At 58.2% G+C, this 18,532-nt stretch carries 20 protein-coding genes; 5 read left to right on the top strand and 15 right to left on the bottom strand.

All coding sequences use genetic code 11. The features are described 5' to 3' along the window. Nucleotides 1-55: 55 nt before the first annotated feature. From QZ196_RS15225 to QZ196_RS15160, 14 genes are all read right to left on the bottom strand, one after another. Nucleotides 56-283 (bottom strand): hypothetical protein, encoded by a 228-nt coding sequence (locus QZ196_RS15225; RefSeq protein ID WP_296427937.1) that lies wholly within the window; start codon nucleotides 281-283, stop codon nucleotides 56-58. A gap of 18 nt (nucleotides 284-301) precedes the next feature. After that, the gene (locus QZ196_RS15220) at nucleotides 302-934 is read right to left on the bottom strand and encodes a M35 family metallo-endopeptidase (protein WP_296427935.1); all 633 of its coding nucleotides are present in this window, start codon (nucleotides 932-934) and stop codon (nucleotides 302-304) included. Between the two features lie 4 nt (nucleotides 935-938). Then, nucleotides 939-1,655 carry an alanyl-tRNA editing protein gene (locus QZ196_RS15215; protein WP_296427934.1) on the bottom strand — a complete coding sequence of 239 codons (717 nt, stop codon included), beginning with the start codon at nucleotides 1,653-1,655 and terminating at the stop codon, nucleotides 939-941. Continuing rightward, nucleotides 1,652-4,003 (bottom strand): DUF3772 domain-containing protein, encoded by a 2,352-nt coding sequence (locus QZ196_RS15210; RefSeq protein WP_296427931.1) that lies wholly within the window; start codon nucleotides 4,001-4,003, stop codon nucleotides 1,652-1,654. The genes QZ196_RS15215 and QZ196_RS15210 overlap by 4 nt, the downstream gene beginning before the upstream one ends. After that, nucleotides 4,000-5,031 (bottom strand): cysteine synthase A, encoded by a 1,032-nt coding sequence (locus QZ196_RS15205; protein ID WP_296427929.1) that lies wholly within the window; start codon nucleotides 5,029-5,031, stop codon nucleotides 4,000-4,002. Before QZ196_RS15205 ends, QZ196_RS15210 begins: the two co-directional genes overlap by 4 nt. A 52-nt stretch (nucleotides 5,032-5,083) precedes the next feature. Beyond that, nucleotides 5,084-6,199, bottom strand: a complete 1,116-nt coding sequence (locus tag QZ196_RS15200; protein WP_296427927.1) for a gamma-glutamylcyclotransferase — start codon at nucleotides 6,197-6,199, stop codon at nucleotides 5,084-5,086. A gap of 3 nt (nucleotides 6,200-6,202) precedes the next feature. Beyond that, nucleotides 6,203-6,643, bottom strand: coding sequence for a TrgA family protein (locus tag QZ196_RS15195; protein ID WP_296427925.1), 441 nt, complete (start codon nucleotides 6,641-6,643; stop codon nucleotides 6,203-6,205). 36 nt (nucleotides 6,644-6,679) lie between these two features. Then, a complete protein-coding gene (locus QZ196_RS15190) occupies nucleotides 6,680-7,888 on the bottom strand; it encodes a cyclopropane-fatty-acyl-phospholipid synthase family protein (RefSeq protein ID WP_296427922.1) in 1,209 nt (402 codons plus the stop codon). A 125-nt stretch (nucleotides 7,889-8,013) separates the two neighbouring features. Beyond that, nucleotides 8,014-9,429 (bottom strand): deoxyribodipyrimidine photo-lyase, encoded by a 1,416-nt coding sequence (locus QZ196_RS15185; protein WP_296427919.1) that lies wholly within the window; start codon nucleotides 9,427-9,429, stop codon nucleotides 8,014-8,016. Between the two features lie 35 nt (nucleotides 9,430-9,464). Next, on the bottom strand, nucleotides 9,465-10,685 hold the full coding sequence (locus tag QZ196_RS15180) for an aminotransferase class V-fold PLP-dependent enzyme (protein WP_296427918.1): 1,221 nt from the start codon (nucleotides 10,683-10,685) through the stop codon (nucleotides 9,465-9,467). Nucleotides 10,686-10,702: 17 nt separating this feature from the next. Beyond that, nucleotides 10,703-11,686 carry an acryloyl-CoA reductase gene (gene acuI / locus QZ196_RS15175; protein WP_296427917.1) on the bottom strand — a complete coding sequence of 328 codons (984 nt, stop codon included), beginning with the start codon at nucleotides 11,684-11,686 and terminating at the stop codon, nucleotides 10,703-10,705. Between the two features lie 11 nt (nucleotides 11,687-11,697). Beyond that, entirely contained in the window at nucleotides 11,698-12,798 is a 1,101-nt protein-coding gene (locus QZ196_RS15170) for a dimethylsulfoniopropionate demethylase (protein ID WP_296427915.1), read from the bottom strand. A gap of 169 nt (nucleotides 12,799-12,967) precedes the next feature. Beyond that, the gene (locus QZ196_RS15165) at nucleotides 12,968-13,684 is read right to left on the bottom strand and encodes a DUF1326 domain-containing protein (RefSeq protein WP_296427913.1); all 717 of its coding nucleotides are present in this window, start codon (nucleotides 13,682-13,684) and stop codon (nucleotides 12,968-12,970) included. Nucleotides 13,685-13,691: 7 nt separating this feature from the next. Further along, complete coding sequence (locus QZ196_RS15160) at nucleotides 13,692-14,351, bottom strand: DUF2182 domain-containing protein (protein ID WP_296427939.1); 660 nt, start codon at nucleotides 14,349-14,351, stop codon at nucleotides 13,692-13,694. A gap of 155 nt (nucleotides 14,352-14,506) precedes the next feature. Here QZ196_RS15160 and QZ196_RS15155 point away from each other — a divergent pair, with 155 nt between their 5' ends. Both QZ196_RS15155 and QZ196_RS15150 read left to right on the top strand, forming a co-directional pair. Further along, nucleotides 14,507-15,247 (top strand): FadR/GntR family transcriptional regulator, encoded by a 741-nt coding sequence (locus tag QZ196_RS15155; protein WP_296427911.1) that lies wholly within the window; start codon nucleotides 14,507-14,509, stop codon nucleotides 15,245-15,247. A gap of 61 nt (nucleotides 15,248-15,308) precedes the next feature. Beyond that, complete coding sequence (locus tag QZ196_RS15150; protein WP_296427910.1) at nucleotides 15,309-16,352, top strand: ABC transporter substrate-binding protein; 1,044 nt, start codon at nucleotides 15,309-15,311, stop codon at nucleotides 16,350-16,352. A gap of 285 nt (nucleotides 16,353-16,637) precedes the next feature. Here the strand turns inward: QZ196_RS15150 and QZ196_RS15145 are convergent, their stop codons facing one another. Further along, the gene (locus QZ196_RS15145; protein WP_296427907.1) at nucleotides 16,638-16,814 is read right to left on the bottom strand and encodes a hypothetical protein; all 177 of its coding nucleotides are present in this window, start codon (nucleotides 16,812-16,814) and stop codon (nucleotides 16,638-16,640) included. 133 nt (nucleotides 16,815-16,947) lie between these two features. Between QZ196_RS15145 and QZ196_RS15140 the strand changes: the two genes are divergently transcribed. The 3 genes from QZ196_RS15140 to QZ196_RS15130 form a co-directional block, all read left to right on the top strand. Then, entirely contained in the window at nucleotides 16,948-17,394 is a 447-nt protein-coding gene (locus tag QZ196_RS15140) for a copper chaperone PCu(A)C (RefSeq protein WP_296427905.1), read from the top strand. Between the two features lie 59 nt (nucleotides 17,395-17,453). Next, nucleotides 17,454-18,059, top strand: a complete 606-nt coding sequence (locus QZ196_RS15135) for an SCO family protein (RefSeq protein ID WP_296427904.1) — start codon at nucleotides 17,454-17,456, stop codon at nucleotides 18,057-18,059. Between the two features lie 153 nt (nucleotides 18,060-18,212). After that, on the top strand, nucleotides 18,213-18,532 hold a 320-nt coding region (locus QZ196_RS15130), incomplete at its 3' end, for a hypothetical protein (RefSeq protein WP_296427903.1).

Below are 18,532 nucleotides of genomic sequence, written 5' to 3'. Positions count from 1 at the left end.
ATCACGATATTGCCGACGCCAGCGCACCAACAAAGATCGCCCCAGATCATGCCGTTCATGTAAACATGGCAAAGTTGATCAACGCGAGATGGTTGGCGAATGCGAGAAATCCGGCGAAGCCCCAGTCTGGAGTTGTTCTGGAGCTGTTGTCGCGCGCGGTCTTGCGGAAAACGAAGCGTTTGAGCGGCATCCCACCGCGCAAACTGTTCCCAAGTGCCAGCAGCCTTGGGGTCTGTTGCGCATTCCCGCGACCATGCCGTTTGGCGATACCTGCGGGCGCCACGCGGCTTTCCCCCGCGCCCTAATCCGCCGCCGCCGGTTTTCCCGCCACCGGTTGTCGGGCATAATAGGTCACGTCTTCGGTGTAATACTGATAGCTATCGGCGTTGTTGATAGCGCGCCGTGCATCACCTGACGCCATCGTGGTACATTCGGTGCGCGAATAACAATGATCTTGGGTGCTTGCCACACGGTTGAAATGCGAGAGCTCGTGGACGATCGTCCCTTCGCGGGTCCCGTTATCACTGCGCCGCGCACCCGGCTGCAGGGCCGCAAGCGGTGGCAAGTAAAAGAACGATGGGCACAGATGCATGACGTATGGGTCGTTTGGAAATACCCACGCGTATTCGCGACCATCGCAGCCTGCATCATGCGCCATGTCACACTGGGCAGTGACACCACCGTCGCGAATCGCGGAAATGATGGATTTGAGGTTTGCGCGAACCTCTTCTGCGTTGCCGGTGGTGTAGTCGCCGAACCAGCGGTGATATTCCGGCGTATCACCAACCGATGTCGCCGCCTTGAGGGTCAAGGCCTTGGCGCTGCGCAGTGCGGTAGCAATAACGCGGATCTGATCCTTGTTGCAGCCTGCATAGCTTTCGGCGGCGGCTGGTGCAGGGTTGCAGAATAACAAAAGGATCAGCAGGCGTTTCATCACATCATTCCAAATGTAGATAGACCCGGCGATTCTGACGGCCTTTCTTTTCGATCTTGCCCAATCGAACGCGACCGATCTCGTCGGTATTTGCCACATGGGTGCCGCCGCAGGGCTGCAGGTCTGCCGTCTCCTTGCCGACGCCGATGCGGATCAGGCGTATCTTGCCGCTGCCGCGCGGGGGTTGCACAGACATGGTTTTCACCAAATCCGGTTGCGCATCCAGCGCGGCATCGGTGATCCATTCTTGCGTCACGTTCATGCTGCAAGCAATCAGGCGATTGAGGTCTTCCTCGACGGCGGCCTTGTCCTCTGGCGCGTCGGGCATATCAAAGTCCAACCGCCCCTTGTCTGCGGCAATCGCGCCACCCGATACCGGAAACGGAACAACCACCGACAGCAAATGCAGCGCCGTGTGAACCCGCATAAGCCGGTGCCGCCGATCCCAATGTATCATTTGTTTGACCGATTGGCCGACAGCGGGCAATGCAACAGGTTCGGCAGGCAATAAGACCACGGCATCCCCCTGCCCCTTGACGGTGGTTGCGATTTCAATCGCACCGCCATCCCAAACCAGCGTACCGCTGTCGCCCGGTTGCCCCCCGGAGGTCGGGTAAAACACCGTTTGATCCAGCACGATGCCGCCCTCGCCGGTGATACCGGTCACCGTGCCTTGCGCGGTCCGCAGATACGCATCGTCGCGGAACAGCAGATGGGTCATGACTTGCCTCCTTGCAGGACTTCGGGGTTGCGCAGCCATATGTCGCGTTGGGCAAAGGGTATCTCGATGCCCGCCTCAGCAAATTTTTTCGCAATTTCATGGTTCATTTCGGACTTTGTATGAACAACGTAATTAACGTCCCGCAAGATTGCCCGAATTTCAAAATCAAGTGAATCGGCCCCAAATCCGCGGAACAAAACCGCCGGTGGTGGGTTCATCACCACCAACGGGTGGGCGTCTGCAATATCTTGCAGTATCTTGGTGACCTTGTCCGTATCAGTGCCATAGGCCACGCCAACGGGTACAATGACGCGCCCGATCAGGTTGCCGCGCGTCCAGTTTGTGACCTGCCCGCTGACCAGATCGGCGTTGGGGATGATGACATCGGTTCTGTCGAAGGTTTCGATCCGGGTTGAACGCACCGAAATTGCCCGCACATAGCCCATGTTCGTGCCGACCTCGATCCAGTCGCCTTCGCTGATGGGGCGTTCGATCAGCAAGATGATGCCGGACACAAAATTCGACACGATGTTTTGCAGGCCAAAGCCGATACCGACCGAAAGCGCGCCCGCCACGATGGCGAGGTTTGACAGATCAATCCCCGCGCTGGTGATCGCAATGATCGCCGCGAGGATGATACCGACATAGCCAAAGCCCGCGATGATGGCATTTTGCCCGCCAAGGTCCATCCTGGTGCGCGGCAGAACTGATTTGCGCAAGGTTCCCTGGATAAACCGGGTCAGCAGATAGCCAAGGGAAAACACCATCGCGAAGGTCAGGAAATCGGTTGGGGAAATGCGGCTGTCGCCGATGGCAAAGCCTTCGCGAAACTGTGCCCATACCTCGCGCAGATCATCGACGCTTGCCCCCCAGATCAGCGCGAACACCGGCAGACTGATAACATAGAGGCCAAAACTGATCAAAACCGGCAGCAAGGCGGACGGGCCTTTGCGGCTTTCATCCTCGTCCAACGCCTTGCTCAAGTCGTGCACAGTGCGCTGGAGTACCAATATAACACCAAACAGAGCTAAGGAAATGACCCCCGGGATCATCAGTGCGCGCCCCGCCGCCGTATAGCCAAAGGCCGCAACCACAGGCGAGACGACCGCAACCATCGTGCACAGCTTGCCCATCAATCCGCGTAGGCGGCCCTGTGACACGGTTTCGCCCGTAACCGGCAGCGGTTTTGTCCGAATTGTGCGGCCAAGGCGCCATAGCAACAGCCCCATCAAGACCAGAACGGGCCACGCTATTGCCGCACGCGCCCCTTCAACAATGTCCAGCGTTTGCAGCGCGGCATCAAACAGTGATGCCACGGCGAGGACCCAGGCAAGTGCGACGCCATAGCGTCGGCCCGCCGCCCGTGTCTTTGCGTCATACCCCAGATATCCGGCATTTTCCCCAACGGGAAATACCTGCCGACCAAGCCACCAAGCGAAGATGACCACAAAGCCCGCCGAGGGAAGCGCCGCGATGACGGCGCTGCCGCGCAGACCAAAGATATTCAGTGTCTCGAGGCCCAGACGCAGTGTAAAAAGCCCCGCGACGGGCACAATGATCTGACCGAGCGACAGCATGAAAAGCCAAAGCGGCAGAAGCCAGCCTTCATGGGATTCCAATGCCGTGCGCCATGCCGTAATCCGGCGCCGCCCCATGCCCAGCAGCACAATGGCGACGGCCAACAGAAAAGCGGCACGCGGCAACAGATCGCGCAGACGACCCGTTCCTATCTGCAACTTTAGCCCTGCCACTGTCTCAGCGCCAATTCCGCGTATGGTTTCCCAAATGGCGGTGGTCGCAGCGCTTAGATTGCCGAGGCTCAGCGGAGAGCTGCCGCGCGCGGTCAGTTCCGCAGTCTGCCGCTGCAAAAGCTGCGCGTCGATTTCACCAATCAGGCCATCGGCCCGCGCATGGGCTTCCTCGGCCAGCATGGCGGGTGCAGCCAGAATATGCCGCTGCATGGTCAGCGCATCACGGCGCGCGGCCACCTCAGCCGCTTCGGCGTCATTTTCGGGTGCCGGGCCAAGTGCCGCAATCTGGGCATCCACCGTCGCGATGCGACCGGCGTTCAGCGTTGTGCGCGACGTGAATTTGTCGCGCCAAACGACCAGTTCGGCCCGCAGACGTGTCAAGGCAAGGCGCGAGCCATCCCCCCGCTCGGCCAACTCCTCTGCGCGCTGGGCCAATATCTCCCAGTCAGCATTGTCGGCGAAGACAACCGGGCTTTGGGGCGCCAGTTCTTGAGGCGGACCCTGCTGTTCAGCCACCACGTCTTCCGCGACGTCCTGAGCCGCGACAGACAGGGGCCAGACCAGCACAGCCAGCACAATGAGCAGATGACGGATCATACGTCCGCAAACACAGATGGCACATCTGCCTGCGTCTCAAGCCAAGTTGGCACAGGCAGTCCTTTTTCGCGCAGAAACGACGGATTATAGAGCTTGGACTGATACCGGGTGCCATAGTCACACAAGATCGTCACGATCGTATGACCCGGCCCCATCGCCCGCGCCATGTGGATGGCGCCCGCGATATTGATACCGGTTGATCCGCCCATGCACAGACCTTCGTGCTGGAGCAGGTCAAACACGATCGGCAAGGCTTCGGAATCATGGATATTATAGACGAAATCAGGGGCCAGCCCTTCGAGGTTCCTAGTAATGCGGGCCTGCCCGATCCCTTCCGAAATCGACCCCCCCTCCATCTTCAGTTCGCCCGTGGTGTAGTACGAATAAAGTGCGGCACCATCGGGGTCTGCCAGCCCGATTTTCACACCTTTGTCCTGCAACGCGATGGCAACGCCGGCCAATGTGCCGCCAGATCCGCACGCACAGATAAAGCCATCGACCTTGCCATCCGTCTGATCCCAGATTTCCGGCCCTGTCGTCTCGACATGGGCCTGCCGGTTTGCGATGTTGTCGAACTGATTGGCCCAAAAAGCGCCATGCGGTTCCGTCTTGTCAAGCGCAATGGCCAACCGTTCGGAATAGCGCACGAAATTGTTTGGGTTGCGGTAGGGCGCGGCGGGGACTTCGACCAGTGTCGCACCCGCCAGACGCAACATGTCTTTCTTTTCCTGACTTTGGGTTTCGGGAATGACGATGACCGTCTTGAACCCCATTGAGGCCCCGACAAGCGCCAGACCGATCCCCGTGTTGCCAGCCGTCCCTTCCACAATGGTGCCGCCCGGTCGCAATTCGCCTTTTGCAATGGCGTCACGGATCATGAACAAGGCCGCGCGGTCTTTGACCGACTGACCGGGGTTCATGAACTCGGCCTTGCCAAGGATGGTACAGCCGGTTGCGTCAGAGGCCGCGCGCAGCTTGATCAGTGGTGTATTGCCGACGGCATCGGCAAGGTCATTTCGGATCGACATAAGACAGGCCTTTTATTGGGTTACTTATGTGTAGGACCGCACCTGCGCGACATCAAGCCATCGCACGCAGTCGGTCACGATGCCGCGCAAGCCAATTGAGCAAAAGAACGAGAGGACCGGTCGCGATTTCGCCGGTATCGGCCAAGTCCAATGCCGCGTCAAACGACATCGGGTGCAGGCGCAGGTCTTCGCCTTCGGAGGCAAGCCCACCCAGATATGCCTCGGTCGCAGGCAAGTCACATAGGCCGATGAAGCTGTAGAAATAATCTGTCGATGCGCCGGGGGATGCATAGAACTGGCTAACCGGTTCGATGTGGCGCAGGGTGACGTTTGCCTCTTCTTGGGTCTCGCGTCTGGCGGTCATTTGGGGACTTTCGCGCGCGTCGACAATGCCAGCCACGGGTTCCAACGTCCACGGATTGGGGTCGTGGCGGCCAAACGGACCCATCCGCGCTTGCTCGACCAGCAGGACACGGTCGCGCTGGGGGTCATAGGGCAGGACAATCGCCGCATCCACGCCGACGAATACCTCGCGGACCAGCACATGGGACTGTGCGCCATCAAAACGGCGATGCTTTACATCCAGGCTTTGCAGCCGAAAGAACGAGCCCTGCGGCGGACGCTGGGCGACCATGCGTATATCACAGGGTTTGGCCGTGTAGCGCACGGTTGACGGCCCGGCGGTGGCCCGATGCTTGGACCATGCACGCGCTTCGATCATCGGCCACATCCGGCGCAGCGCACCGTGTTCCGGCAATGGCCGATGTGCAAACAATTCGCTCGCGGCATAGATCGCGGGTGCTAGATGCACCGCCTCCCACGTGGCCAATGACCACGAACCATCGCCAGCGATGATACCTTTGGGCGGCATGTAGCATAGCGCCGCCACCGGATCGCCATTTACCAGAACCTGCACCTGATCAAGGGTGTAGCCAAACGCACCTTCATAGGCATCCAGACGGGCCTGTTGATCTGCCGTCAGATCACGCCAGACGATACCCGTTGTCGCGGCACCATCGGCAGGGGTGATGAATGGCACAACATTATCCCGCATGGGCCGTAGACTGAAACCATTCAGGACGGCAGGCGCGGGGTCCAGCGGGCCCGGACCCGCGACGGCAGCCATCAGGTCACGGGACAGCAACGTCCCATATACAAACAGATTCATTGATCAAGGATACCGTTTGGCGAAATACTCTGCGATAAAAGCACAAATAATGCCGCCCGATGCAACCGCAATTATCAAATTCACATCCAAAAGGTCATTGCCAAATTTGACCATCAACGCAAAGACATCGACAACGGCGTCCATCGGACCATCATACAGCCGACGCAATGATTTGCGGATCATGTTATAGAATGACACCAAGAAAATGATCCAGAAGATGAACGCAAATGCGCCTGTCAGACCGTGTCCGACCGCAGCAACATAGCCTTTGTCAGCGCGGGTGCCGACAATCATCCAGCCGCAAAGGATGCCAACAATGATCGACATCGGGATGATGAAGTCAGGGGGATTGCCTTCCGGAAAAAATGGTCCAAGGGCAATGCCGATATACCATCCATAGATCAAGAAGGCCAAAGCGCCTGCGAGGCGTCCAGCGGTGGGCATAGATCTGCCTCCTTATTGCGCCGTGTGCCGCGTTCTTTAGGGCGCGCGCGTCACGGTAATCTGCGTTACGTCACAGTTTCCGCTATGAAAAGTTCCCGCGCAAGAGGTCAGATAAAAGTTCCACATACGTCGGAACCGATCATCGAACCCCATGGCCGCTACTTCGTCCCATTTTGCATTGAACACCTCGTGCCAGCGGCGCAATGTCTGGCTGTAGCTTTCACCGAATTCAACCGAGCGGGAGATAGTTAATCCAGCCTTTTCAATCTCTTGGCGCAAAACCACGGGGCTGGGTAGCATCCCGCCCGGGAAGATGTACTTTTGAATGAAGTCGACGCCCCGCTTGTACACCTGCCACCTGCGGTGCTGTACCGTGATGATCTGGAGTGTTGCGTTCTTGCCCGGTTTCAGTCGCTCGCGCAGGGTTTGGAAGTACACGGGCCAGTATTTTTCGCCCACGGCCTCGAACATTTCGATGCTGGCAATGCCGTCGTAAGTTCCGGTTTCGTCGCGATAATCCTGCATTTTGATCGTGACCCTGTCCGACAGCCCCGCCTGCGCCATCCGCGCGACAGCATAGTCGTGCTGTTCCTGGCTGATGGTCAGGCCCGTCACCCGCAGCCCCCGTTCCTTGGCGGCATATTCGGCAAAGCCACCCCAGCCGCATCCAATCTCAAGCACATGATCACCGGGCTGTGCGCCCATCTGGTCGACCATGCTTTTGTATTTTTCGATCTGCGCGGCCTCGAGGCTTTCTTGGCCGGTGATAAATTTAGCCGATGAATACGTCATCGTATCATCAAGCCAGAGACCATAGAAATCATTGCCAAGATCATAATGGTAGCTGATGTTCTTGCGGGCCTGCTTTTTGGAATTGCGCTGCATCCAAAACCGCATCTGTTCGTAGAACCGCACCAGAAACTGACCCGGAAAACCGTCATACATGTCTTCGGCGTCGTCATGGACCAGATCCATCAAGGCCATCAGATCCGGCGTGGACCACCAGCCATCCATGTAGGCCTCGCAGAAGCCCAGATCGCCTTCGCGAATGGTGCGCGCGAACAGGTCGTCGTTATGGACATGCAATTCTGCCACGAAACCTGCACCTGCCCCCTCGGCACGAAACTGCCGGCCATCGGGCAAGGTGATATCCACACGACCGCGTTTCATCGTCTTGATCGTGTCAAAAACGGCAGAAAAATAGCGTGGGAGCTGCGCCTGCCCGTCGGTGCTGGTAAATATCATCGTCGTCCCTGTTGTCCGTTGCCGCAGCTCAGGTTTGCACCCCAGCGGCTTTGTTCTAAATTAACTCTTGATACGGTGAAGTCACGGGAAACATTAAAAAATAGTTTCACGGCCTGCCAAATCAATCAAAATCCGCGCCCTGCATAAGCGTCGAGCGCACGCGTGCGACCGACATCGGCGGGAACGATGGGATCTGGATATACCTGATCCGGACCCATCCCCCAACTTTGTGGTATCATATCATAATATGACAGGGCTGTATTCGATGGTTTTGTGCGATCTTCAGCAATCCAGCGGGTCACGTAAGCCCGGTCTTTGTCAAATTTATCCAATTGCGACACAGGGTTAAACACCCGGAAATAGGGGGTCGCGTCGGGGCCAGAGCCCGCCGACCATTGCCAGCCCATCGCATTGCTGCACGGGTCCCAGTCAATCAGGCAATCGGCGAACCAGTCCATCCCGATCTTCCAGTGGCTCAGCAGGTGTTTCGTCAGATAAGACGCCACGATCATCCGTCCCCGATTGTGCATCACACCTGTCACATACATCTCGCGCATGGCCGCATCGACAAAGCGGATGCCGGTGCGGCCCTGTTTCCAGGCCGTCACCTGCGGTGTTTCTTCGGTGTTCCATGGAAAGGCGTCCCAGGCCTCTTTCCAGTTGTCGGTCACAATGCGCGGCGTATGATGGGCTAGGTGATAGGCAAATTCGCGCCACACCAGTTCCTTGAGAAACACCTCGGCATCGGATTTTCCGTCGTGCAGCGCACGCCAGCCCGCATGCCAGCAACGGCGTGGGCTGATTTCACCATAGGTCAGGTTTTCGGAAAGTCCCGATGTGCCCTGAACCGCCGGAAGATCGCGATTTTTGATGTAGGTGCTGACCCGTTGTTCGATAAAGGCATAGAGCCGATCAGACGCGGCGGCTTCGCCCACGGTGCAGTGCGTGGCAAGTGTTGCCGCCCCGCGCCGCATTTCAGCCCCCATGTGCCAGTCACCCAAGCGGTCAGAGATCGGCCAACTGTCCGGTGCGTGGATCACGCCCGGCGTGGGCAGGACATCGGGCACATCGCGTCCGCGCACCGTGTTCCACATCGGTGTGTAGACCTTGTAGAAACCGCCCGTTTTCGTGGCGACGGTCCAAGGTTCAAACAGCAGATGCCCGGCAAAGCTACTGACATCCAGCCCGTCATTTTTCAGTTCGGCCTTTACGGAGGTGTCGCGCGCCTTGCTTTCGGGATCATACAGACGCGACCAATACACGGCCCCTGCCCCGGTTGCGCGCACGACGTCCCGCAGCACCGCCAGTGCATCACCCTGTCGCAGGATCAGGCGACTGTTTTTCGCCAGCAATGATTTGCCCAGATCATGCAATGACAATCCCAGCCGAAACTGCGCGGCGGCACCCAGACCAGAAACGATATTATCGTGAATAAACAATGGGATCACGGGACGACCCGTGGCGCAGGCCGCCGAAAGCGCGGCATGATCCGCCAAACGCAAATCACGTCGGAACCATAGAATAACTGGAGAATTGCTCATATCACCTCTGCGTCAGGCGCGGGGCGGTCGCCTGTTTACACGACCTGATCTAGCGCCATCATCAGCGCGTCAACCTCTGCTTGGCTGGTGTAGTGAACAAAACTCAGCCGCAGCACGCCGCGACCCAAATCGACACCCATCGCAGCCAAAGGGCGCTGCGCATAGAAATCGCCACCGCCGGCCATGATGCCCTGCGCGGCCAGCGCAGCTGCCGTAGTCGCAGCATCGGATTGCAATGCCAAAGCAACAGTTGGCGCCCGCCTGCGCGCATCTGCCGGTCCGATCAGTCGCATCGAATTCCTGGCGCTGACATAGTCGAGCAAAGGTTGCAGCAATGCCACCTCGTGGGCACGCATCAGGTCATGCGCTGTGCGTGCGGCCTCCGGTCCAGCGGCGGGACCGCCATGATATACCGACAGCGCCTCGAGATAGTCGGCCATCCCTGCGGACGCCGCTATCTGCGCATGATCAGGGCCTGCCGGTGTAAACCGTTTGTACAGCGTGCCCCCGTTGAAATGGTGCCCCTGATTGGGCAATTCCATGCCAAAGCCCGCGCGGATCACCATGATCCCCTGATGCGGGCCGAAGGTTTTGTAGGCGCTGAAAAGATAAACGTCACAATTCAGCGCCCCGATGTCCGGAAAGCCATGTGGCGCATAGCTGACCCCATCGACACAAACCCGCGCACCCGCCGCATGCGCCAGCCGTGTGATAGCGGCGACATCGTTGATTTCACCCACCACGTTGGAACAATGCGGAAAGCAAACAAGCGCCACATCATCGTCCAATATCGCCGCCAAATCATTGATGTTCAGCGCGCCGGTCTGCGGGTCGATGCGCCATTCGCGCACCGACACCCCCTCTTCGGCCAGCCGCCGCCAAGGGCCACTGTTTGCTTCGTGATCCTGATTTGTAACGATTATGCTTTGACCGGGCTTCAACCAGCGGCGCACGGCCTGCGCCAGAACATAGGTGTTCTGGGTGGTTGATGGCCCAAAGGACAGCTCTGGCGTGGCAACGCCCAGCATTGCCGCAAGTCGGGACCGCGCCTCGTCCATCTCATCACCACCCAGTCGCGACGCAGCATAGGCCGCATAGGGCGGAACCTTTCGTTCGGTGTAAAACCGATGCAGCCGGTCTATCACCTGCCGACAGGTGTACGATCCGCCGGCGTTCTCAAAAAACGCCTGCCCGTTCAGGGATGGCTGTTGAAATGCGGGGAACTGGGCGCGGACCCACGCGGTATCAAGCATCATTGCGATGCCGGGCGCAATTAGCCATTCACATCCACCACGACCCGGCCCTGAATCTGGCCTTTCAAAATGTCACGTCCCAGTGCGGGTAGGTCGCTTAACGTGGCGGGCTTGATCATGGCTTCCAGTTTGTCCATCGGCAGGTCTTGGGCAATGCGCGCCCAAGCCCGCAGGCGATTGTCATATGGCTGCATAACGCTGTCGATCCCAAGCAGATTAACCCCGCGCAACAGAAACGGGATCACCGTGGCGGACAAAGCCGCGCCACCGGCAAGGCCCACAGCCGCGACCGACGCCCCATATTTCATCTGTCCCAGCACACGGGCCAGCATATCACCGCCAACCGCATCGACACAGCCGCCCCAAATTTCGGCCTCAAGCGGGCGCTTGACCGTCTCATTAATCTCTTCTCGGGCGACAACGCGGGTCGCGCCCAACGATCTGAGGTAACCTGCCGTTTCAGGGCGCCCGGTCACGCCGGCAACCTCGTAACCCAAATTTGCCAAAATCGCCGTCGCCACCGAGCCGACACCGCCCGCAGCACCCGTGACCAGCACAGGTCCGTCTTTGATCCCATGATCTTCGAGCGCCATAACAGCCAACATCGCCGTGAACCCAGCGGTTCCAACAGCCATCGCCTGGCGGGTCGTCAGACCATCGGGCAAAGGGACCAGCCAATCGGCTTTGACGCGGGCCTTTTGCGCATAGCCGCCCCAATATGCCTCGCCCACGCGCCAACCGGTCAGGACAACCTTATCACCCGCCTTGTACCGTGGGTCATCCGAAGCCTCGACTGTGCCAGCGAAATCAATGCCGGGCACGTGGGGGTAGTTGCGCACCAAACCACCGCCCGGTCCGATGCACAGGCCGTCTTTGTAGTTCAAAGTCGAGTATTCGACAGCAACTGTGACGTCGCCCTCGGGCAGCCGGTCCATGGACAGTTCCTGCACCGTGGCGTTCGTCTTGCCGTCTTCGTTCTTTTCTACAACCAATGCCTTGAACATCATCTGCTCCCTCAAATCCAAAATTTTTCGTTTACTGTCGCAGACCGCAGACCATCGGGCGTTTCGACATCCAACACCGTGGCGTCATCCCAATGGGTCATCTTGACCATGCCTATCGCGACATTCGTGCCATAGTCGGGCGATTTCGCGGCCGATGTGATCTGCCCGACCTTCTTACCATTGGCCAACAGCGGCCACGTCCGATCACAAGGCGGAATATCGCCCGCAATTGAAATCGCCCTGATCTGCTGGGTCGGGCCGTCCTTGGCCACCCGCAACAAGGCGTCGCGACCGACACAGCCGATGGCGGTCTGCGTAGAACAAAAGCGGCCCAAACCGGCCTCGTGGGGTGTGTTTTCGCGGGTCATGTCATTCCCGTAAGACAACAGGCCGCCTTCGATCCGCTCGATCAGATTGGGGCAACCTGCCCGAACATCCAGATCCTTGCCCGCCTCGAACAACGCATGCCACAGCGGCATACCGTTTGCAGTGCCGTCGACATAAATCTCGAAGCCACCCTGTTTGGAATAGCCCGACCGCGCCACGGCCATGCTGACGCCTTGAAAATCGAACCAGCCGAAACGGAAAAATCTTATGTTGCGCACCGCGTCGCCAAAGACCCGCGCCATCAGCTCATCAGCCTGTGGGCCCTGCACGGCCAGCGGCGAGATATCAGGTTCATCAACCAGTACGTCCAGCCGATAACCGTAAGCCAAACCTTTGACCCAAAGCAATAAATCGCTATCTGCAATAGAAATCCACCAGCGATCCTCGGATAGTTTCAATGCAACCGGATCATTCAGCATCCCGCCAGTTTCATCGACAATCGGCACGTAGTAGCATTGTCCGGGCAGCATCCCGCGCAAATCGCGCGGTGTCAGCATTTGCATCAATCGGGCCGCATCGGGGCCGCGCAGTTCGACCTGGCGTTCGCAGGCGACGTCCCAGACCTGCACCGCAGACTTCAGGTGATGATAGTCAGCCACAACACTGTCAAAGACAGTGGGCAGCAACATATGATTGTAGACGGTATATCCTTTGACGCCAGCGGCCTCTACCCCATCCGAAAAAGGGGTCCGACGCATGCGGCGCGATTGCGCGATGATGGCCATCATATGTCCTTTGGCAAAAACAGAGGGTCTGTGTCGGTCGGCTGGGTGCCAGCGGCGGTCAAACGCTGATCCCCGCACAGCCGATGATTTATAGCATTAATAACGTGACGTAATGCACTGATTTTAAACGTATTACACCACGCCATTGCCAGGCAACACGCGGGTGCGATCACGGCTTGGGACCTTTCCAGTCGATCGGGCAAATCTCGGCTGATTTGCCGCCAAAATCCCAGACGCGACCATAATCGCGGACTTTTGATTTCACACCCTGGGCGGCAATAATGTCGGGACCCATCCAATATTTGGAATTGCTTACCATGACGGGATGATCGGGGCTTTTGCCCGCCAACATCTCAATCTCGCCTTGGATCTTGCGGCCGATATAGATGCCCCGCTTGGTGCCTTCGCGGACGATTTCGACCTTTTCGCGCTCGGCGCCGATGATTTCGGACACCAGCATGGTGAACAGTCCGGTAGTGCCGCCCGCCGCGCCGCTGAAAATTTGCAGCAGACCGTTATAGGCTTTTTGCGTCGAACGCTCATCCACATAAGCCGCAACGCGCCAATTGCCCTCGGCCATGCGGCCCGGAATATCCACCAACAGGCCCACATTCAGACCCGACAGATCTTCGCCCTCGAAATGCCCCTCATCAATGGCGATGGCCATCCAGGCGTGGCAGTGCCCCTCGGTTGGGGCATGTGCACCCAGTGAAACGACGCAGGGGCAAAACACGGTGCACGAGCAGTTCAAGAACAGTTCACCCTTGATGGCCCATTCCGTCGGCTTCATCTTACGGCGCAGTGGGTTACTTTCCATCCGCTGATTTATGCGCTGCGAAATTGCCAGTCGATCAGCAGGTTCTCTATTTTTTTCAGCCACTTGCATCCCCTTTTTAAATTATCGTAACAACAAGTCCCGCCGCGATCAGCAGCGCGCCCGTTGGTTTGATCACATGATGCCCGATTGCGGGCAGTTTTTCAAAAATCATCAAAATCGTGGCCAGACCCATCCACAAAAGGCTCATCACTCCGCCGACAAAACCCAAGACCATAAAGCCCCAGCAACAGCCGACGCAAAACGCGCCCAGCCCGAGCCCCATCCGCAGCCCGCCCATAAATCCGGTCTTCCAATGACCCATGAAATAGGTCATCGGCGCGTGGCAAACGCCGTGGCACACCTCTTTGGCGCGGGTAAACTGGAACGCGCCAACTGCGATCATGACAGCCCCCGCAACACCCCCGGACGTCGCAATGCCCAAGCTATCGACCAAGGCAAAGCCGATCAGCGCGACCTGCACGACGGCGATCACGGCAGCAAAGGCAACCCACACCACAAAATAGCCCAGCAGGACCCCCAGCCACCCGGCACGCGTGCCATCGGCGCTGATCATCAGGCGCTCATAGGTGGTCAGGGTTGGTACCATCGTCGGCAACATCATCGCCGCCATCATCACCGCCCACATTGGAAACAATGCGCCTACCGTCACCATCGGCATCATGTTCATGCCCACGGGCCGACCAAGAATATCAACACCGGACATGCGCGCCATCATGAACAGAGCGGCCCAAGCCACTATAATAGCAGTGAAAAATCCCAACCACAGGAGTGATCGCGTCGGAAAACGAAGTTGCGATATGATCACGGGGGGTCCTCTCAGACGACTCAGGGCTTGCACAAAGATATGTCAGACGTTTAATTGTCTGACAAATGAAAATTGATCCAGCAAAGCCCGCCGACCTATCCGCCCAGATCGCCAAGGCGATCCGCGATGCGATTATGTCCGGCGCACTACCCGTCGATGAGCGGCTCCCCTCAGAGGCCGAATTGGCAGAGAAGTTCTCTGTATCCCGGCCAACCGTCCGTGAGGCGCTTAAAAGGCTTGCCGCGCAATCGCTGATCAGGACCCAGCGCGGCGCGACCGGTGGGGCCTTTGTGAACCGGCTGAAATACCAAGACGCATATGGCCAGCAAATCACGACCTCGACGCTGCTTCTTTCCATGAACGATGTCAGCTTCGCCACCGCATGCGAGGCGCGCTATGCTTTGGAGCGCGCCTGCGCCCCGCTCTCGGCGCAGCGCCGGACCGCTGATCATCTGGCGACCATGCGGGCCGAAGCACACCGACAGTGCCAGCCCGGTCTAACCGATCAGGCCTTCTGTGCTTCTGACGTGGCGTTTCACCGCGCACTTGTGGATGCTGCGGGAAACCCTGTGCTGTCCTACCAACTGGCGGGCGCGGTCGAAGCGATGCAACCGCTGATGAATATGATCACGTTCAGCGCCCGCTCGCGCCAGCGGATCATCGACCTGCACGTGCAGATCACCAACGCGATCGAAGCGCAGGATGCGGCCAAGGCCGATCAGAACCTGTCGGATCTTTCACGCTACACCCAGCAACTTGCCCAAGAAGTGATCACCCAAAGAAACACTGCCGGCGTTACGAAATGACACTTGCGACATCTGATCGGCGTCCCTAATTTTTAAACTGGTTATAACGGGAGTAACAACCATGAAACTTGCCGCCCTTCTGGGTGCCGCTTCGATTGCGGCGCTATCGACTGTCGCTGCAGCGCAGGATGCCGATCTGCTCGTCTTTGACTATCCAGGGTTTGAAAAACCCGCATACCACCAGGACTATATTGCGGCGCACGGCGACAGCCCGACCTTCACGTTCTTTGGTGATGAGGATGAAGCGTTTCAAAAAATCCGGGCCGGTTTCAAGGCGGATGTCGCACATATCTGCGCGGGCTCCGTCAGCAGATGGACCGAAAGTGGCATTCTCGAACCGTGGGACGTCAGCAAGATCACGGCCTATGGGGACCTTGACAGCAACCTGACTGGCACGGACGTCGGCGCAGGTGATGCCGTTTATTTTGTGCCGACTGATTTTGGCTCCACGGCCATCGCCTATAATCCAGACGAGGTCAGCGCAGATGATGTGGCCTCGCTTGATGTTTTCAAGAACCCCAAGTTCGCCGGTCGTGTCACGCTGCCAGACAACGTCGATGACGCCTATGCACTGGCATATCTGGCCACCGGCGTGGACAATTGGACGAATGTAACGGATGCACAGTTCGATGCCGCCTCGGCCTGGCTGCGCGAAGTGCACCCCAATCTGCGGACCTACTGGACCGATCCCGCAGAGCTGGCACAGCTCTTGTCGTCAGGCGAAATCCTGGTCAGCTGGGCATGGAACGAAACCTATCCGACGATGGTCGAAGAAGGCCGGCCCATCGGCTTCCAGCGCGAGGCCGCCGAAGGCTCGTCGCTGTGGCTGTGCGGCTATGTCAATCTGGCCGACGGGCAAGGCGTCGAAGACAAGGCATATGACTATCTGAACGCGATGCTGGCAGATTCGTCCGTGGTGCCTTTGCTTGACGCAGGCTTTGGTTCTGCAAACGCAACTGCACTGACATCACAGGTCACCGACGCAGATCTCAGAGCGGCCGGCCTTGGAAACATCGACGTCCCGGTTCTGGCGCAGCTGCCAATGTCGAACGCAATGCGCGAACGTCAGGCCGAAACCTTTGAGCTGATCAAAGCCGGTTTCTAAGCCAACGCAGCCACATAACAACCATGCAGGCGGTACAATATGTGCGGCCTGTATCACCACCGTAAGGTAGATCTTGATCCACCTGCCATACCGCATACGGCGCGCTGGGCTGGCACCTGTGCCCGACTTGTGTAAAAGATGCGTCATGACAGATAGACCAACCGATTCATCCTATCCGCGGAAGACGCACAACCGGGTTCTATGTTCGGTTGTCGTTGCCGTAAGCATGATAGCATTGATTTTGTTGGGTTTTGGGCACCGCCCATTGTCCGCGCAGGTAAATGCCTATGTTATTTCGGGCGGATCATTGTCGGACCTATGCGGCGGCGAAAATGCCCCCGACATCAGCCATGCGACCTGTAGGGCATGCCTGATCACCAGCAGCAGCGACCTGTGCGCGCCGACAGCTTTGCCCCATATCGCAAGGGGCGGCGCAACACTCATGTGGGCAATGCGGCCCAAATCCGTCTCCTTTGCCCATCTTGATCCGCTCCCTCAGGCCCGCGGACCGCCCACCGCCTGATCAGAGGTAGAATCGAACACCCAGATCAACAGGCCCTGTCGGGATCGACAGCGCCGATGAGGAATATGTGACATGTACTTTAAAAAATTGGCTGCAACGGCCATTTTCACCCTGCTTGCCCCAGCGGCTTGGGCTGATGCAGCCATAACAATCACCAACGCAAAGTCGTTTGAAACAGCCCCCAGCGCGATGGTCGGTGGCGGTTTTCTGGACATTACCAACACCGGCACCGAAGATGACCGCCTGATAGCGATCATTGCGGACTTTCCACGCGTTGAACTGCATACGACTGAATTCACCGATGGCATTGCCCGCATGATGCATGTGGACGGAATCCCAATACCCGCCGGCGCGACCGTGCAGCTCGCTCCGGGCGGGTTTCACGTGATGTTCATGGGCTTGCAGGGTGATCCGCTGGAGGACGGCGAGACGATTCCTGCCACCCTTGTCTTTGAAAAGTCCGGTGAAGTCGAAATTACTTTTGACGTTGTCAAACGCGACATGCAAACCAGCAACTGACCCCACAACGGCGCGGCAGGTCGCTGATCCGTCGCGCCGCACCTCCCCAAGGAGAGCGTATGAAACCTATCATCTTTGGTGCCAGCACCCTGATCTTAGCCGGTGCTATCGGCATTTACGTCCTGCAGGTATCAACCACACAGCCGGATGCACCCTGCGGCGATACTGCCGTCGGGGCCACAATCGGCGGCCCATTCACGTTAATCGCCGAGACCGGTGAAACCATCACGGACGCCGAAGTGATCACCAAACCCACGTTGGTCTACTTCGGCTACACGTTCTGCCCTGACGTCTGCCCGCTTGACAGCGCCCGCAACGCGCAGGCCACCTACTTGCTCGAAGATCGCGGCTATGACGTGGGATCGGTGTTCATCTCGATCGACCCAGAGCGGGATACACCACAGATTGTCGGCGATTTCACGGATAACTTTCACGAGGATATGCTAGGCCTGACAGGAACTTCCGCACAAGTGCGTGCCGCATCACAAGCCTATAAAACCTACTATCGCGCGCAAGAAGGTGACGACGAGTACTATTTGGTTGACCATTCAACCCAAACTTATCTGATGTTCCCCGACACCGGCTTTGCGACGTTCTTTCGGCGCGACAACACAGCAGACGACATCGCGGACACCACCGCCTGCTTTATTGATGCCGCCCGCTAGTCCGCGCAATTTCGGCGCCGTTCAGCAGGCCAATCAAGACCTGCAGTGGTTTGTGCAACCTGGCCTGAACGGCCAGATGGTAACCAACGTGAAAACGATCCGTGATCAGGGCGTACCGGACCCAGCTAAGCAACAATGGCGACAGGACAAACCATGGATATTCTCAATATCATCTTCGCTGCCCTGAGTATCGGGCTTGGCTGTTTTGGCTGGCTGGCACCGCGCTATACGATGGCGACCATTGATCTTGTCGCGGGGGCTTCAACGATGGGACCGTCTGAAATTCGCGCCTCGGCTGGGGCGCTGTTTGTGGGGATGGGGGTTGGTGCGCTTTTGATCGGCACGCCGGCGGCTTTCGCCATGCTTGGGTTTTGTTGGAGCGGGGCGGCTGCGTATTCCGGGGTGATCCGGCCAGTGATTCCGAAAGTATCCGGCCACCCATTCCGATTTTATCCGGCCACTGATTCCGGAGC

This window comes from Yoonia sp. (genome assembly GCF_017854565.1).
Taxonomy (GTDB): Bacteria; Pseudomonadota; Alphaproteobacteria; order Rhodobacterales; family Rhodobacteraceae; genus Yoonia.
The sequence above is the reverse complement of the archived record's forward strand: the minus strand, read 5'-3'. Positions and strand labels throughout refer to the sequence as shown.

Coding starts and splice junctions, on each gene's coding strand:
- QZ196_RS15195 (WP_296427925.1), bottom strand. CDS start 6,643: ATGCCCACCGCTGGACGCCTCGCAGGCGCTTTGGCCTTCTTGATCTAT.
- QZ196_RS15140 (WP_296427905.1), top strand. CDS start 16,948: ATGTACTTTAAAAAATTGGCTGCAACGGCCATTTTCACCCTGCTTGCC.
- QZ196_RS15215 (WP_296427934.1), bottom strand. CDS start 1,655: ATGACCCATCTGCTGTTCCGCGACGATGCGTATCTGCGGACCGCGCAA.
- QZ196_RS15185 (WP_296427919.1), bottom strand. CDS start 9,429: ATGAGCAATTCTCCAGTTATTCTATGGTTCCGACGTGATTTGCGTTTG.
- QZ196_RS15210 (WP_296427931.1), bottom strand. CDS start 4,003: ATGATCCGTCATCTGCTCATTGTGCTGGCTGTGCTGGTCTGGCCCCTG.
- QZ196_RS15190 (WP_296427922.1), bottom strand. CDS start 7,888: ATGATATTTACCAGCACCGACGGGCAGGCGCAGCTCCCACGCTATTTT.
- QZ196_RS15180 (WP_296427918.1), bottom strand. CDS start 10,685: ATGATGCTTGATACCGCGTGGGTCCGCGCCCAGTTCCCCGCATTTCAA.
- QZ196_RS15165 (WP_296427913.1), bottom strand. CDS start 13,684: ATGCAAGTGGCTGAAAAAAATAGAGAACCTGCTGATCGACTGGCAATT.
- QZ196_RS15200 (WP_296427927.1), bottom strand. CDS start 6,199: ATGAATCTGTTTGTATATGGGACGTTGCTGTCCCGTGACCTGATGGCT.
- QZ196_RS15135 (WP_296427904.1), top strand. CDS start 17,454: ATGAAACCTATCATCTTTGGTGCCAGCACCCTGATCTTAGCCGGTGCT.
- QZ196_RS15205 (WP_296427929.1), bottom strand. CDS start 5,031: ATGTCGATCCGAAATGACCTTGCCGATGCCGTCGGCAATACACCACTG.
- QZ196_RS15160 (WP_296427939.1), bottom strand. CDS start 14,351: ATGATGGCGCGCATGTCCGGTGTTGATATTCTTGGTCGGCCCGTGGGC.
- QZ196_RS15170 (WP_296427915.1), bottom strand. CDS start 12,798: ATGGCCATCATCGCGCAATCGCGCCGCATGCGTCGGACCCCTTTTTCG.
- QZ196_RS15220 (WP_296427935.1), bottom strand. CDS start 934: ATGAAACGCCTGCTGATCCTTTTGTTATTCTGCAACCCTGCACCAGCC.
- QZ196_RS15155 (WP_296427911.1), top strand. CDS start 14,507: ATGAAAATTGATCCAGCAAAGCCCGCCGACCTATCCGCCCAGATCGCC.
- acuI (WP_296427917.1), bottom strand. CDS start 11,686: ATGTTCAAGGCATTGGTTGTAGAAAAGAACGAAGACGGCAAGACGAAC.
- QZ196_RS15150 (WP_296427910.1), top strand. CDS start 15,309: ATGAAACTTGCCGCCCTTCTGGGTGCCGCTTCGATTGCGGCGCTATCG.